This is a genomic window from Kaistia sp. UC242_56, from assembly GCF_044452255.1.
GTDB classification, from domain to species: Bacteria; Pseudomonadota; Alphaproteobacteria; order Rhizobiales; family Kaistiaceae; genus Kaistia; species Kaistia defluvii_A.
Genome location: NZ_JBIOAN010000002.1, coordinates 282,284 through 297,814, shown reverse-complemented (window position 1 = coordinate 297,814; position 15,531 = coordinate 282,284). Strand labels below are relative to the sequence as shown.

The following is a 15,531-nucleotide window of genomic DNA, read 5'->3' as shown; positions in this document are numbered from 1 at the left end:
TCAAGCGGAGCTCGCTGCCGCGAAAAGATCCTTGCTGAACCTCCCCCTTGAGGGGAGGTCGAAGGTGCCGAGCGAAGCGAAAGCAGCTTCGGGAGGGGGGGACCGCATCAGCGCTTGCTTGGGCGTCGATCGTCATTCCGCCGCCTCCCGGCCGATGCCGGCCATCATCAGGCCGATCTCCTGCTCGTCGGCATGGGAATCCGGCTCGCCGACGATGGTGCCGGCGAACATCACCAGGATGCGGTCCGACAGCGAGCGGATCTCGTCCAGCTCGACCGAGACCAGCAGGATCGCCTTGCCCTGGTCGCGCAGCGCGACCAGGCGCTTGTGGATGAACTCGATGGCGCCGATATCGACGCCGCGCGTCGGCTGGCCGACCAGCAGGCAGGCCGGATCCCGCTCGATCTCGCGCGCCAGAACGATCTTCTGCTGGTTGCCGCCGGAGAAATTCGCCGTCTTCAGACGCGGATCGGCCGGGCGGATGTCGTATTTCTCGATCTTCTCCACCGCGTCCTTGCGGATCGCGTCGATGTTGAGGAACGGGCCCTTCAGATATTTCGGATCGTCCTGGTAGCCGAGGATCGAATTCTCGTTTTCCTCGAAGGAGAGCACCAGGCCCATGTGGTGCCGGTCCTCCGGCACATGGGCGAGGCCCTTCTTGCGCAGGAGCGCGGGGTCGATGCGGCCATTCCTGTCGACCGGCTCGCCATTCATGATGATCCGCCCGGACGAGGCCTTGCGGATGCCGGCGATCGCCTCGAGCAGTTCCGACTGGCCGTTGCCAGCGACGCCGGCGATGCCGACGATCTCGCCGGCCCGGACCTCGAAGGAGACGTTGTCGACCATGGTGACGCCGCGGCCGTCCTTGACGGTCAGGTTCTCGACCGAGAGCACGACGGGGCCGGGCTTGGCCTCGCCCTTCTCAACGCGCAGCAGCACGCGGCGGCCAACCATCAGCTCGGCCAGTTCCGGCATAGTGGTCTCGGAGGTCTTGCGGGTGGCAACGATCTCGCCGCGCCGCATGACCGAGACGGTGTCGGTGATCGCCATGATCTCGCGCAGCTTGTGAGTGATCAGGATGACGGTTTTGCCCTGCGCCTTCAGCTGCGCCAGCATCTTGAACAGATGGTCGGCCTCGGCCGGCGTCAGCACGCCGGTCGGCTCGTCGAGGATCAGCACCTCGGCGCCGCGATAGAGCGCCTTGAGGATCTCGACCCGCTGCTGCTTGCCGACGGGGAGTTCCTCGATGATCGCGTCCGGGTCGACGTCGAGCCCGTATTCGCGCTCGATCTGCTGCAGCGCCAGGCGAACGGCGGTCTCGCCGCCCTTCAGCAGCGCGCCGCCCTCGACGCCGAGCATGACGTTTTCGAGGACGGAGAAATTCTCGACCAGCATGAAGTGCTGGTGGACCATGCCGATGCCGGCCTGGATCGCCGTCTGGCTGTCGGTGATGCGGATCTCCTTGCCGTCGACCAGGATCTGGCCGCTGTCGGCATGATAAAATCCGTACAGGATCGACATCAGCGTCGACTTGCCGGCGCCGTTCTCGCCGATGATGCCATGGATCGAGCCCTTGGCGACGGCGAGGTGGATGTTCTTATTGGCGTGGACCGGCCCGAAGCGCTTGTCGATGCCGACAAGCTCGATGGCGGGCGTGGAATCCAAGGTCGAAGCTGTCATTCAGGGGCCCCGAAACGGCTGCACCTTCGCAAGGAAGGTGGCCGGACTGTTCATCGCCATGACCGGGAAAGGGGCCGGACCTCCGAACCCGTCACGAAGCGCTCGCTCCGCCGGGATGCCCCTCGCCGGCGCCGCCGGCCGCATCGGATCCGTCGCGACGCCGAGAAAATCCGGCATCGCGACGGGTTTCAGAAACGGACCGCGATCAGCTCGGGCACTTCTCGTCGGTCATGTAGTCATGAACCTTGACGGTGCCGGAGATGATGTCGGCCTTGGCCTTTTCGACGGCAGCCTTCATCTCGTCGGTGACGAGCGGCTTGTTGTTGTCGTCGAGCGCCCAGTCCACGCCGCCTTCCTTGAGGCCGAGCGCCTGGGTGCCGGCGGTGAACTTGCCGTCCTTGACGTCGGAATAGGCGTTGTGCACGGCGACGTCGACGCGCTTGACCATCGAGGTCAGGATCTTGCCGGGGTGCAGGTGGTTCTGGTTGGAATCGACGCCGATGCCGAGCTTGCCGGCGTCGACGGCGGTCTGCAGCACGCCGAGGCCGGTGGCGCCGGCTGCCGCGTAGATCACGTCCGCGCCCTGGTCGATCTGCGACTTGGCGAGCTCACCGCCGCGAACCGGATCGTTCCAGGCAGCGCCCGTCGTGCCGGTCATGTTCTGGAAGACGTCCGTCGCGCCGGCCGCCTTGGCGCCCTGGACGTAGCCGCAACCGAACTTGCGGATCAGCGGGATGTCCATGCCGCCGACGAAGCCGACCTTCTTGGTTTCCGACTTCAGGCCGGCGAGCACGCCGACGAGATAGGAGCCCTCGTCCTCGGCGAAGACGACCGAACGGACGTTCGGAGCCTCGACGACGGAATCGACCAGCACGAACTGCGTATCGGGGAATTCCTTCGCGACCTTGGCGACCGCATCGGTCCAGGCAAAGGAGAGCGCGACGACGGGGTTGAACCCGCGCTTGGCGAAATTGCGGATTGCCTGTTCGCCCTGCGTGTCGTTCTGCGGCTCGAAATCCTTGTAGTCGATGCCGGTCTCGGACTTGAACTTCTCCGAGCCGTTGAAGCCGGCCTCGTTGAAGGATTTGTCGAACTTGCCGCCGGTGCCATAGACGATGGCCGGCTTGACGTCGGCAGCCCAGGCCGAACCCGTGGCCATAAGCGCCACGAAGGCTACCCCGATAAACTTGCGGATCATGATGGTGACTCTCTCCTCTTGAAGGCGTCTTCGTCGGGCGTTGATCGCCAGACCGAAAGTTCCCCTGACGTTACCGACGAGCGGCCGTTCTTTTCCATTTTGCATGGAGCCCGGCAAATTTCATGCGCTTTCTTTATTCAGGCCCCCGCGCAACCCTGCCCTTCACAAGCAAGGCGGATCGTGGCTGGCAGATTATGCGGCGACATTTTTTTATACAACTGATCAAAGAAACGCCGGTGCGGGCCTGCCATCAAATTGTCGTCCTGCCTCACTTTCGGCTTTTCCTCGGACCCCGATTTTTCTATCACTGGCAAGCCGGTCCGGGAGACCGCTTGGAGAACTGACAATGACGATCGACCCGGCCCCGATCCGCCCGGCCCTAGCCCTGGTTGCGCATGACCAGAAGAAGGACGCGCTCGTCGCCTTTGCCGTCTCGCACCAGGCCAAGCTTGGGGATTTCGACCTGTTCGCCACCGGCACGACCGGCAGCCGGATCCTCGCCGCCGTGCCGACGCTGCCGGTGACGCGGCTGAAGAGCGGCCCGCTCGGCGGCGACCAGCAGATCGGCGCGCTGATCGCCGAAGGCCGCATCAAGGGCCTGATCTTTTTCGTCGACCCGCTGACGCCGATGCCGCATGACGTAGACGTCAAGGCCCTGATGCGGCTCGCCGCGCTCTACGACATTCCGATGGCTCTGAACCAGGCGACCGCCAATCTCCTGATCGCCCATCCCGACGCCTTCCTGCAGACATCGTGATGCGCTCCGGATCGCCCCGCTTGCCAACGTCCGCTCAGCCAACCCAAGGCACCATGACCACCACCACCCCGCCCCGCGCCTTCGTACCGTTCCCGACGCTGATCGGCGATATCGGCGGCACCAATGCCCGCTTCGCGCTGGTGCCGGACGAGACCGGCCGGGTCATCCGGTTCCCGACCGTGCTGACGGCCGATTTCGCCACCATCGACGACGCGATCGCCGCCGTGCTGCCGAAAGGCGCGGCGCCGCATTCGGCCGTGCTGGCGCTGGCCGGGCCGATCCAGGGCGACCAGGTGCCGCTCACCAATTGCCACTGGGTGGTCGAGCCCAAGCGGATGATCGCGCGCTTCGGTCTGGACGAGGTGATCCTGCTCAACGATTTCGAGGCGCTGTCGCTGTCGCTGCCGGCCCTGGCCGGCGAGGATCTGGTGACGATCGGCAGCGGCACGCCGCTCGCCAATGCCGCGCAAGTGGTGGTCGGCCCCGGCACCGGCCTCGGCGCCGCGGCGCTGATCCATGCCAATGGCGCCTGGCTGCCGGTGCCCGGCGAGGGCGGCCATATCGACCTGGCGCCGGTCAGCGCGCGCGATTTCGAGATCTGGCCGCATATCGAGCGGCCGCACCAGCAGACCGATCCGTTCGCGCGCATCGAGGGCGAGACGCTGCTCTGCGGCAGCGGCCTGCTACGGCTCTACCGTGCGGTCGCCAGCGCCCGGGGCGAGGCGGCGCGCTTCGACAACCCGTCCGAGATCACCGCCGCGGCGATGGATCGCTCCGACGCGGCGGCGGAAGAAGCGCTCGAGCTGTTCTGCGTGCATCTCGGCCGGCTCGCCGGCAATCTGGCGCTGATCTTCATGGCCAATGGCGGCGTGTTCCTGGCCGGCGGCATCGCCGCCAAAATCGCGCCCTTCCTGAAGGAGAGCGGTTTTCGCGCCGCCTTCATCGACAAGGTGCCGCATGGCGCGATGATGGACCGGATGCCGACCTCGGTCGTGGTCCATCCCGAACCGGCGCTGGCCGGCATCACCGCCTATGCCCGCCACCCAGACTTGTTCGGCATCGTCACCGAAGGCCGCCGCTGGCATAAGTGAGGGTAAGCCCTTCCTTCACCTCTCCCTGAGGAAGAGGTCGGAGCCAAGCTCCGAGTGAGGGTTTAGGGAACCCCAGGGGTCAGGCTTTGAAACGTCGAGAGGGCAATCGCGGAGGCCGTAAACCCTCACCCGCCGGCCTTCGGCCGTCGACCTCTCCCTCAGGGAGAGGTGAAGGAGTGCTGACTCCGTTCGCCCGCTGCGGGCTTGAGCCGCGATGTCCAGGCGCCCACGCAAACATTCACAACGCCGCTATCCTCGCGAAAGCGAGGATCCATGCAGCCGAGGCGTCGGCAGCTAGATCTCTGATCTTGCGTCAAAGAACGGGGATGAATGGGTCGCCGCCTGCACGGGGATGACGGCGAGCGGGTGGCCGCGTCCTGCGACCACCCGGCATGGCCGAACGTCAACTCGTGCGTAGCAGGCTGGCGATCTCGATGTCCTCGCCGAGGTCGGGCCAGTGGATCGCCTCGCCGCGGCCGGTCAGGTGCCAGTTCTCGCGCTCGGCGCGGGTGGCGCCGAGAAGGCGCGGAAACCAGTCGATCGGGGTCGCGAGTTCGCGGCCATCGGCGAGGCTGACCAGGAGCGCCTCCTTGGTCACGGCCGCATCGATGGCGACGGGATCAATTTTCATGGTCGTTCCTTTCCGCGACGGCCGGATGATTCGATTTTCCCAGAATGCCCACAGCAGGATGGCAATTCCGAGTCACGATTCCGCCTCAGCTGCCGCGCGGCTTGGCCCGCGCCGTCGCCTGCGCGGCGAGCGGATCGTCGGGCCAGACATGCTTGGGATAGCGGCCGCGCATGTCGGAGCGCACATCCTTCCACGAGCCTCGCCAGAAGCCGGGCAGGTCCCGGGTGATCTGGATCGGCCGATGGCCCGGCGACAGCAGCGTCACCGTCACCGGCACCGCGCCATCGGCCACCGCCGGGTGGCGATCGAGCCCGAATAGTTCCTGGACGCGGATTTCCAGAACCGGGCCATTCTCGTCCGAATAGTCGATCGGCACGCGCGATCCCGAAGGCGCATCGAAATGCGTCGGCGCCAGGCGGTCCATCAGCGCACGCTTGTCCCACGGGACGAGGCTCGCGAGCCCCTCATGCAACAGCCCCGGCGTCACCGCATCGAGCCGACGCTTGCCACTCAGGAACGGCCCGAGCCAGTCCGGCAGGGTTTCAGCCAGCGTCGCATCGGAAACATCCGGCCAGTCGCCGCCAAGCCGCGCATGCAGGAAGGCGATACGGGCACGAAACTGCTCGGCCGATTTTTCCCACGGCAATTCGGCCACGCCGCGCCGGCGGATTTCCGCCAGCAGGGCCGCCTGCACCGCTCCATCCGAGACCTTGGCAATCGCCCGGTCGCCCAGGACCAGACGGCCGAGCCGGCGCACGGCGCGACCGCGCACCGAGCCGGTCTGCGGATCGAAGGCGACGCTCTCCTCGTCGGTGATCAGGCCGGAAAAATGGGCCTCGATCTCGGCCAGCGTGATCGGCGCCGCGGTCAGGATGCGGGCCTTTTCGGCCGCGCCCTGCAGGCTCGCGATGGCGAGATACGGCTCGCGCGACAGGGCGTCGGACGCATCGAGCACGCCGCCCCTGCCATTCGCCATGACGAAAGCGCCGGGCGCGCCGCGCGCCATGGCGATGCGATCGGGGAAGGCGAAGGCCGTGAGCAGCCCCGCTTCCTCCGGCGCTTGTCGGCCGTCGTCCGGCCGTGCCCCGACATCACGGGCCCAGCGGGCGGCGAGGCCGAGTGAATCGCGGGATCTGGGATCGCGGGCTGCAAAGAGCCGGCGCACGCGCTCGCGCAGATCGGTGTCGTTGCCGCCGAGGCCGATCTCGGAAAGCACGGCGGCGACCGCGCCGGCGAGGCCGCCAAGACCGAGTTCCGCGCCCTTGCGCAGCATGTGGCCGAGGCGGGGGCTGAGCGGCAGGCGGGCGAGGGCCGCGCCTTCTTTCGTCAGGCGGCGATCGGCGTCGAGCGCGTCGAGCCGGGTCAGCAGCGCGACGGCTTCCTCCCAGGCGGGCTTGGGCGGCGGATCGAGGAAGGCGAGCTGACCCGGATCGGCGACGCCCCAATTGGCGAGGTCTAGCACCAGCGGCGCGAGATCGGCTTCCAGAATCTCCGGCCGGTCGAAGGGGGCGAGGGCTGCCGTCTGGCCTTCTTCCCAGAGCCGGTAACAGATGCCGGGTTCGGTACGGCCGGCGCGGCCGCGGCGCTGGTCGGCGGCGGCGCGCGAAACGCGGCGCGTCTCAAGCCGGGTCAGCCCGGTCGCCGGCTCGTAGATCGGCGCGCGGGCAAGGCCGGAATCAATGACGACGCGCACGCCCTCGATGGTCAGCGAGGTTTCGGCGATCGAGGTCGCCAGCACCACCTTGCGTTTTCCCGGCGCGGCCGGCCGGATGGCGCGGTCCTGCACGGCGAAATCGAGCGCGCCATAGAGCGGCGCGATCTCGACCTCGGGCCCGACGCGCCCCTCCAGCCGCTCGGCGACGCGGCGGATTTCCGCCTGTCCCGGCAGGAAGACGAGCAGGCTGCCGCTATCGGCGGCGAGCGAGCGCCGCACCGCGTCGGCGACATCGTCCTCCATCCGCCGGGCGGGGTCGCGGCCGCCATGCCGGGTCTCGATCGGGAACATCCGGCCGAGGCTCTCGACCACCGGCGCATCGCCGAGCAGCCGCGCCACGCGCGCACCGTCGATGGTGGCCGACATGACGAGGACGCGCAGATCGTCCCGCAGCGCGCCTTGCGCATCGAGGGCGAGCGCCAGGCCGAGATCGCCGTCGAGGCTGCGCTCGTGGAACTCGTCGAAGATCACCGCCGCGACGCCATCGAGGGACGGATCGTCGAGGATCATGCGGGTGAAGACGCCTTCGGTGATGATCTCGATGCGCGTCTTTGCCGAGACCTTCTTTTCGAGCCGGACGCGGTAGCCGACGGTCTGGCCGACCTCTTCGCCGAGCGTCTCGGCCATGCGCCGCGCCGCGGCGCGGGCAGCGAGCCGGCGCGGCTCCAGCATCAGGATGCGGCGATCGCCCCGCCAGGGTGCGTCGAGCAGCGCCAGGGGCACGCGCGTCGTCTTGCCGGCGCCGGGCGGCGCGACCAGCACGGCGCTGGTGCCGCGTTCGAGCACGGATTTCAGCTTTGGGAGGACGTCATCAACGGGCAGCATGCCGCCGTCATAGAGGGGGACGGGCCTTCGTGCCAGTGGGGGGCAGTTTGCGCTGTCAGGCGGCACCGGCTGTGTGGGGACTATCGGTCCCCCAACCGCCCAAGCTCACCCAGCCTCCGTCATCCTCGCGCAGGCGAGGATCCATCCAGCCGGGTTCTCACCCGGACAGGTCTCGGATGCATGGGTCCTCGCCTGCGCGAGGATGACGTCGAGCGTGGGGTGGCGGTGGTGCGAGGATGACGGCGGAGGGTGACAGGCGGGGTGCGAGCCACAAAAAAGGGCGCCACCTGGGCGCCCTTCGAACTCATCCAAACCCCGAAAGAATCAATCCGCCTGCGGGTTGCCGGCCTCGGCGTTGGCCTCGTGGACCTTCAGCTCTTCCAGGCGCGGCATCGAGACGATGTTGTAGCCGGAATCGACGAAATGCACGTCTCCGGTGACGCCGGCGCCCAGTTCCGACAGCAGATACAGTGCCGAGCCGCCGATCTCGTCGAGCGAGACCGTGCGGCGCAGCGGGGCGTTCTTCTTCTGGTAGTTGTACATGATGCGCGCATCGGCGACGCCGGAGCCGGCCAGCGTGCGGACGGGGCCGGCCGAGATCGCGTTGACGCGGATGTTGTCGCCGCCGAAATCCATGGCGAGGTAGCGCACCGAGGATTCCAGCGCCGCCTTGGCCACGCCCATGACGTTATAGTTGGGCATGACGCGGGTCGAGCCGCCATAGGTCAGCGTCAGGATCGAGCCGCCATCGGTCATCAGCGCCGCGGCGCGCTTGGCGATCTCCGTGAAGGAGAAGCAGGAGATCACCATCGTCTTCACGAAATTGTCGCGCGTCGTGTCGGCGTAGCGGCCCTTCAGCTCGTTCTTGTCGGAGAAGCCGATGGCGTGGACGATGAAATCGATCTTGCCCCATTCGGCCTTGAGCGCCGCGAAGACGCTGTCGACGGAAGCCACATCCTCGACGTCGCAGGGCAGCAGCAGCTTGGCGCCGATGCTGTCGGCCAGCGGCTTCACGCGGCGGCCGAAGGCATCGCCCTGATAGGTGAAGGCGAGTTCGGCGCCGTGGGCCGCCAGCGTGCGGGCGATGCCCCAGGCGATCGAATGATCGTTGGCGACACCCATGATGAGCCCGCGCTTGCCGCTCATCAGGTTGCTGGTTGGTGCCGTCATTCGATCGTCCTTGTTTTTGTTATGTCTCAGGCGACGTAGCGCTGGAAAACCAGCGAGGCGTTGGTGCCGCCGAAGCCGAAGCTGTTGGAGAGTACGGTGTCGATCTTCGCGTCGTCGATGCGCTTGCGCACGATCGGCATGTCGGCGAAGGCCGGATCCAGTTCCTCGATATTGGCCGATTCGGCGATGAACCGGTTGTTCATCATCAAGAGGCTGTAGATCGCTTCCTGCACACCGGTGGCGCCCAGCGAGTGGCCGGTCAGCGCCTTGGTCGCCGAGATCGGCGGGCACTTGTCGCCCGAGCCGAACACGGTGCGGATCGCCTCGATTTCCGGTGCGTCGCCGGCCGGCGTCGAGGTGGCGTGCGGGTTGATGTAGTCGATCGGACCCTTCACAGTCGCAATCGCCTGCCGCATGCAGCGGATGGCGCCCTCGCCCGACGGCGCGACCATGTCGTAGCCGTCCGAGGTGGCGCCGTAGCCGACGATTTCGCCATAGATGCGCGCGCCGCGCGCCTTGGCATGCTCGAGCTCTTCCAAGACCAGCACGCCGGCGCCGCCGGCGATGACGAAGCCGTCGCGGTTCTTGTCATAGGGGCGCGAGGCGACGGCCGGGCGATCGTTGTACTTCGACGACATGGCGCCCATGGCGTCGAACAGCACGGACAGCGTCCAGTCGAGTTCCTCGCAGCCGCCGGCGAACATCACGTCCTGCTTGCCGTACTGGATCATCTCATAGGCGTTGCCGATGCAATGATTGGATGTCGCGCAGGCCGACGAGATCGAATAGTTGACGCCCTTGATCTTGAACCAGGTCGCAAGCGTGGCAGAAGCCGTCGACGACATCGCCTTCGGCACCGCGAACGGGCCGACGCGCTTGGGACCCTTGGAGCGGGTGATGTCGGCGGCCTCGACGATGGCGCGCGTCGATGGGCCGCCCGAGCCCATGATGATGCCGGTGCGCTCGTTGGAAACTTCGTTTTCCTCGAGGCCCGAATCGCGGATCGCCTGTTCCATGGCGACATGGTTCCAGGCGGTGCCGCCGCCGTGGAAGCGCATGGCGCGACGGTCGACGACCTCGGCCGGGTCGAGCGTCGGCATGCCCTGAACCTGGCAACGGAAGCCCAGCTCTGCGAAGGACTGGGCGGATGTGATTCCGCTCTTCGCTTCGTGCAGGCTCGCCAGGACTTCCTGGGTATTGTTGCCGATGGAGGAGACGATCCCCGTCCCGGTCACTACGACCCGCTTCATCGCTCAGTCCTTCCTGAATTCAAAACGTTCGGCCATGACCGACCGGCCCGCGAGGGCCGGCCCCGCCATCAACCGACGGCAGGTGTCGCTTCGCCCTGGAACAGGCCGACGCGAAGGTCCTTGGCCCGGTAGATGGTGACGCCATCGGCCTTCAACCAGCCGTCGCCGATGCCGAGCACCAGCTTCGAGCGCAGGACGCGCTTCAGGTCGACGCCATATTCGACGTGCTTGACGCTGGGAACGACCATGCCGGAGAACTTGATCTCGCCCGTCGACAGCGCGCGGCCGCGACCCGGCGACCCGCTCCAGCCGAGGAAGAAGCCCAGCATCTGCCACATGGCGTCGAGGCCGAGGCAGCCCGGCATCACCGGATCGCCCTTGAAGTGGCACTGGAAGAACCAGAGATCCGGATTGACGTCGAGCTCGGCGCGGATATGGCCCTTGCCGAATTCACCGCCCTCTTCGCTGATCGACGTAATGCGGTCGAACATCAACATGGGCGGCAGCGGCAATTGCGCGTTGCCTTCGCCAAACAATTCCCCTCGCCCGCAGGCGAGCAGAGCCTCATAGTCGAAGCTCGACGGGCGATCTGCCATGCCGTCAATCTACCTCTGTTTGGCGCGGACACTCGAAAATCGAGGCGCGCGCACTATCCTGTCGCGTGGAGATATTCGACCCCCAGCGCTGATCGTGTGCTTCCTAACATAGCCGCCCAGCGTTCGAAAGCCCGCCGGGATCTGTGCGATCGTCGCGCGATGCCGGGGCTGATAGCATGGCCGGACCGTGGCGCCCCTGCGCCGCATGGAGAGTTTTTGATGCAGAGATCCCTCGGCCGGCGCCTGGCTTTCAGCGCAGCGGCGCTGATTTTAGGCCTGGCGCCCCTGCCCACGCTTGCCGGCAGCGGCATCGACACGCCCAGCCTTTTCGAGCAGCCGAACCTGTTTGCCCAGCCCAAGCTCTTCACGGCGCCGCAGCCCCGCGTGCGCACGCCGTCCGGCCCGCGGATCCGTCCGATGGTCGGCAGCGAGTGCCGCACCCTGCTCGGCACCTGCACGCTCGGCCGGCTGGAGCAGGTGGGCGACCGCTGCTTCTGCCGCACGCCGAAGGGCGCGGTGCAGCAGGGAACGACGGAAATCCGCCGCCGGGGGCGATAGAATCGAGCCCGCGGGGTTCCGGACATGCAAACGGGCGCCTCGGCGCCCGTTATCGTTTCGCGAGGCTGGCTCGCTTCAGCGCGGCGCGCGCTTCGCCAGGATGCGCTGCAAGGTACGGCGATGCATGTTGAGGCGGCGGGCCGTCTCCGAAACATTGCGCTCGCACAGTTCATACACGCGCTGGATATGCTCCCAGCGGACGCGATCGGCCGACATCGGATTGTCCGGCGGCAGAGCCCGCTCGGTCGGATCGCGGGTTAGCGCCGAGAAGACCTCGTCGGCATCGGCGGGCTTGGCGAGATAATCGACGGCGCCCAGCTTCACGGCGGTCACGGCGGTCGCGATGTTGCCATAGCCGGTCAGGACGACGGTGCGCGATTCCGGCCGGCGCTTGCGGATCAGTTCGATCACGTCGAGGCCGTTGCCGTCTTCCAGGCGCATGTCAACGACGGCATAGGCCGGCGGCTTCTGGTCGACCTTGCGCATGCCTTCGGCGACCGAATCGGCCGTTTCCACCAGAAAGCCGCGTGCTTCCATCGCCCGGGCAAGTCGCTGCAGGAAAGCCTTGTCGTCATCCACGATGATGAGCGAGGTATCAGTGCCGGCGAGACCGGCGGATTCCAGATCTGTCATAGACGTTTAACTCCGCGCCTCCCCGAATTTTCTTTTCCTTCCAGACCGGGTTATAGGCATCCGAAGCCCCCGCGCCAAGGCCACCATGCAACCGGAAAGGCCGAAACAGGGCCGCGCGGACGCTATGCTGGGCATCAACTGTGCGCCGAAGGGCCGTCATGGCCCTCGCCGCCGTCCGATTTGCCGGAAATGCCGAGCCGGTCCATCGCCTCGCGCGACCAGACGATGCGCACGATCGCGCCATGCGCCGGGGCCTCGCGATTGGAGAGATCCAGCCGGGCGCCGGTACGTTCCAGCAGCGTCTTGGCGATGAAGAAACCGAGGCCGAGACCGCCGGCCTCGTGATCCTCGACACCTTCGATGGCGCGGGAGCGGGTCGTCACATAGGGCTCGCCAATATGGTCGATCACCTCGGAGGCGAAGCCCGGGCCGTCATCGGCAATGGTCAGCGACACATTGTCCGCGTTCCACTTCGCGGCGATCTCGACCGTGGTTTCGGCGAAATCGACCGCGTTCTCGACCAGATTGCCGATGCCGTAGAGGATCGACGGGTTGCGGCGGCCGACCGGCTCGCTGCCGGCCTCGCCGCTGAACTTGACCTGGATGTCGATGCCGGTATCGGCATGCGGCTCGACCACTTCGGCCAGCATGTGGCTGAGCGGCAGGCGGTCGACATGCTGGCCCGGATCGGTCGACAGCGAGGTCAGCTTGCCCAGGATATCGCGGCAGCGCTGCGACTGGCTGCGCAGCAGGGCGACGTCCTCGGCATAGGGGCTGCCCGGCGGCAGTTCGCGCTCCAGCTCCTTGCTGACCAGCGCGATGGTGGCGAGCGGGGTGCCGAGCTCATGCGCGGCGGCGGCGGCAAGCCCGTCCAGCGCCCAGAGATGCTGCTCGCGCGCCAGCACCAGTTCGGTCGCCGTCAGCGCATCGGCAAGCTGGCGCGCCTCCTCGGCAACGCGGAAGGCGTACACGCCCATGAAGAAGACGGCGGAAACCAGCGCAACCCAGACGCCCAGCACATAGAGATAAGGCATGGTCAGCGCCTCGCCGGCCGGCCAGGGCAGCGGCATGTGCCAGAGGCCGAGTGCCGTCACGGCGACGATCACCAGCCCGCCCAGCATCACGGTCAGGCGCGGCGCCAGCGTGGTGGCGGAAACAATAACCGGCACGATAATCAGGACGGCGAAGGGATTTTGCAGACCGCCGGTCAGCGACAGCAGCACCGAGAGCTGCAGCACGTCATAGGCGAGCAGCAGCGCGGCGGTGCGGCCCTGCAGGCGCAGGCTGGAGGGATAGCGGATCTTGATGAACAGGTTGAGCCAGGCCGACAGCGCGATCGCCGCCAGGCAGAGCCCGATCGGCATCGGGTATTCCAGCCAGAATCGCACGAAGACGACAGTGGCCGTCTGGCCGATGACCGCCAGCCAGCGCAGCCGGACCAGCGTGTCGAGCTTCAGCCGCCGCGCGCCGAAATCGTGCGAGGGGGGAGCTTGCTCGGGCATGGCGGCGTCACCTGACGTTGAAAGTTGCGCAATAGCGCCGGCTTATAGCACGAGCCGAACGATCTCAGGCGACTCCGGGGCACCCGGTTCCGCATGGCTCTTGCATCAGGGCTATAATCGTTCTTACATATTGCAATGCACAAGGCTGGCCGCCGCCCTTACTGCCCGACGGAATACCCGGCCGGTCCGATCCCTTCGCGGAGCGGCAGGTGGACGGCATGATGGGTCCCTTATCCTACTATCAGCTCTACGAGCTGAACCATGCGGCGATGTCGCCGATGCGGGCGGCCGCTGACATGTTCGGCCTGCTCCTGAAGAACCCGCTGAACCCGATGAGCCAGACGCCGCTGGGCCGCAACTGGCAGGCCGGCCTGGAGCTGTTCGAACGGACGACCCGCCGCTACGCCAAGCCCAGCTTCGACTTGCCGACGACGCTGGTCGGCGGCATGCGCGTGCCCGTCACCGAGCATGTCGTCTGGCATAAGCCCTTCTGCGACCTCATTCATTTCGAACGCCAGCTCGAGCGGCCGCGCCGCGATCCCAAGCTGCTGATCGTAGCGCCGATGTCGGGCCATTACGCCACGCTGCTGCGCGGCACGGTCGAGGCGATGATGCCGCGCCACGACGTCTACATCACCGACTGGATCGACGCCCGCATGGTGCCGCTGGCCGATGGCAGCTTCGATCTCGACGATTACATCGACTATCTGGTCGAGATGCTGCATTTCCTCGGCGACGACGTGCATGTGGTCGCGGTCTGCCAGCCGGCCGTGCCGGTGCTGGCCGCCGTGGCGCTGATGGAAGCCGCGGGCGACCGATTCGCGCCGCGCTCCATGACGTTGATGGGCGGCCCGATCGACACGCGAATCAATCCGACCGCCGTCAACGAGATGGCCCAGGGCAAGAGCCTCGACTGGTTCGCCGAGAATGTCGTGATGAAGGTGCCGTTCCCGCATGCCGGCTGCATGCGCGACGTCTATCCGGGCTTCCTTCAGCTTTCCGGGTTCATGAGCATGAACCTCGACCGCCATGTCACGGCGCATCAGGACCTGTTCAAGCATCTGGTCGCGGGGGACGGCGACAGCGCCACCAAGCATCGCGACTTCTACGACGAATATCTCGCGGTCATGGACCTGACGGCGGAGTTCTACCTGCAGACGGTCGAGACAGTGTTCATCACCCACGCGCTGCCGAAGGGGACGATGACCCATCGCGGCGTGCCCGTCGACCTGACCGCCGTCCGCAATGTCGCGCTGCTCACCGTCGAAGGCGAGAATGACGACATTTCCGGCGTCGGCCAGACCGAGGCGGCGCAGCATCTGTGTGTCAACATCCCCGACGACATGCGGGCGCATTACATGCAACCCAAGGTCGGCCATTACGGCGTCTTCAACGGCTCGCGCTTCCGCGCCGAGATCGCGCCGCGCATCAGCGATTTTGTGCTGACGCATGATCGCGACCGCGCCGCCAATGGCGCGAGCGCCAAGGCCCCGGCTGCCAAGGCCCCCGCTGCCAAGGCCCCCGCCGCCAAGGCGGAGCCCGAGGCCAAGCCGGCGGTCACGCCGGCCGCGCGCAAATCCGACGCCGCGAAGCCGGCCGCAGCGCGGCCAGCCAAGGCCAAGCCAGCCGCTCCGGTCAAGCCGACCGCCGCCAAGCCGGCCGAGCCGGCCGATGATCTCAAGCGCATCGCCGGCATCGGCCCGAAGCTGGAGGCGAGCCTCAACGCGGCCGGATTCACGCGCTTCGCCCAGATCGCCCGGCTGACCGTGAAGCAGCAGACCGCGCTCGATGCGCGGCTTGGACTGCGCGGCCGGGTGGCGCGCGAAAAGTGGATCGAGCAGGCCAAGGCCCTGGTGCAGGAAGCGACGGCACAGGCGTCGCCGACCCCGGAACCTGCCCCAGCGTCCGCAGACTAGATTCTTCTTG

The 15,531-nt window shown here is 66.9% G+C and carries 13 protein-coding genes; 4 read left to right on the top strand and 9 right to left on the bottom strand.

Translation table 11 applies throughout. The features are described from left to right. Positions 1 to 132 precede the first annotated feature (132 nt). Both ACHMWQ_RS04145 and ACHMWQ_RS04140 read right to left on the bottom strand, forming a co-directional pair. On the bottom strand, positions 133 to 1,665 hold the full coding sequence (locus ACHMWQ_RS04145; protein WP_354553606.1) for an ABC transporter ATP-binding protein: 1,533 nt from the start codon (positions 1,663 to 1,665) through the stop codon (positions 133 to 135). Positions 1,666 to 1,885: 220 nt separating this feature from the next. Then, positions 1,886 to 2,878, bottom strand: coding sequence for a BMP family ABC transporter substrate-binding protein (locus tag ACHMWQ_RS04140; RefSeq protein WP_354553264.1), 993 nt, complete (start codon positions 2,876 to 2,878; stop codon positions 1,886 to 1,888). A gap of 346 nt (positions 2,879 to 3,224) precedes the next feature. Between ACHMWQ_RS04140 and ACHMWQ_RS04135 the strand changes: the two genes are divergently transcribed. Both ACHMWQ_RS04135 and glk read left to right on the top strand, forming a co-directional pair. Beyond that, on the top strand, positions 3,225 to 3,635 hold the full coding sequence (locus ACHMWQ_RS04135) for a methylglyoxal synthase (RefSeq protein ID WP_354553262.1): 411 nt from the start codon (positions 3,225 to 3,227) through the stop codon (positions 3,633 to 3,635). 53 nt (positions 3,636 to 3,688) lie between these two features. Next, positions 3,689 to 4,726 (top strand): glucokinase, encoded by a 1,038-nt coding sequence (gene glk, locus ACHMWQ_RS04130; protein WP_396306489.1) that lies wholly within the window; start codon positions 3,689 to 3,691, stop codon positions 4,724 to 4,726. Between the two features lie 403 nt (positions 4,727 to 5,129). On the opposite strand, the gene ACHMWQ_RS04125 is transcribed toward glk, so the two are convergent. From ACHMWQ_RS04125 to fabA, 5 genes are all read right to left on the bottom strand, one after another. Next, positions 5,130 to 5,357, bottom strand: coding sequence for a DUF2442 domain-containing protein (locus ACHMWQ_RS04125; RefSeq protein ID WP_354553259.1), 228 nt, complete (start codon positions 5,355 to 5,357; stop codon positions 5,130 to 5,132). An 85-nt stretch (positions 5,358 to 5,442) separates the two neighbouring features. Continuing rightward, entirely contained in the window at positions 5,443 to 7,896 is a 2,454-nt protein-coding gene (gene hrpB / locus ACHMWQ_RS04120) for an ATP-dependent helicase HrpB (protein WP_396306488.1), read from the bottom strand. 324 nt (positions 7,897 to 8,220) lie between these two features. Continuing rightward, positions 8,221 to 9,066 (bottom strand): enoyl-ACP reductase FabI, encoded by an 846-nt coding sequence (gene fabI, locus ACHMWQ_RS04115; protein ID WP_396306487.1) that lies wholly within the window; start codon positions 9,064 to 9,066, stop codon positions 8,221 to 8,223. 26 nt (positions 9,067 to 9,092) lie between these two features. Continuing rightward, on the bottom strand, positions 9,093 to 10,316 hold the full coding sequence (fabB, locus tag ACHMWQ_RS04110; RefSeq protein ID WP_396306486.1) for a beta-ketoacyl-ACP synthase I: 1,224 nt from the start codon (positions 10,314 to 10,316) through the stop codon (positions 9,093 to 9,095). Positions 10,317 to 10,384: 68 nt separating this feature from the next. Next, positions 10,385 to 10,912, bottom strand: a complete 528-nt coding sequence (gene fabA / locus ACHMWQ_RS04105; RefSeq protein ID WP_266334424.1) for a 3-hydroxyacyl-[acyl-carrier-protein] dehydratase FabA — start codon at positions 10,910 to 10,912, stop codon at positions 10,385 to 10,387. A gap of 219 nt (positions 10,913 to 11,131) precedes the next feature. Between fabA and ACHMWQ_RS04100 the strand changes: the two genes are divergently transcribed. After that, positions 11,132 to 11,470 (top strand): hypothetical protein, encoded by a 339-nt coding sequence (locus ACHMWQ_RS04100; RefSeq protein ID WP_396306485.1) that lies wholly within the window; start codon positions 11,132 to 11,134, stop codon positions 11,468 to 11,470. A 75-nt stretch (positions 11,471 to 11,545) separates the two neighbouring features. Here the strand turns inward: ACHMWQ_RS04100 and ACHMWQ_RS04095 are convergent, their stop codons facing one another. After that, positions 11,546 to 12,103, bottom strand: coding sequence for an ActR/PrrA/RegA family redox response regulator transcription factor (locus ACHMWQ_RS04095; RefSeq protein WP_354553248.1), 558 nt, complete (start codon positions 12,101 to 12,103; stop codon positions 11,546 to 11,548). A gap of 134 nt (positions 12,104 to 12,237) precedes the next feature. Continuing rightward, positions 12,238 to 13,605, bottom strand: coding sequence for an ActS/PrrB/RegB family redox-sensitive histidine kinase (locus ACHMWQ_RS04090; RefSeq protein ID WP_396306484.1), 1,368 nt, complete (start codon positions 13,603 to 13,605; stop codon positions 12,238 to 12,240). 221 nt (positions 13,606 to 13,826) lie between these two features. Between ACHMWQ_RS04090 and phaZ the strand changes: the two genes are divergently transcribed. Beyond that, the gene (phaZ, locus tag ACHMWQ_RS04085; RefSeq protein WP_396309382.1) at positions 13,827 to 15,521 is read left to right on the top strand and encodes a polyhydroxyalkanoate depolymerase; all 1,695 of its coding nucleotides are present in this window, start codon (positions 13,827 to 13,829) and stop codon (positions 15,519 to 15,521) included. The last annotated feature ends 10 nt before the right edge of the window (positions 15,522 to 15,531 follow it).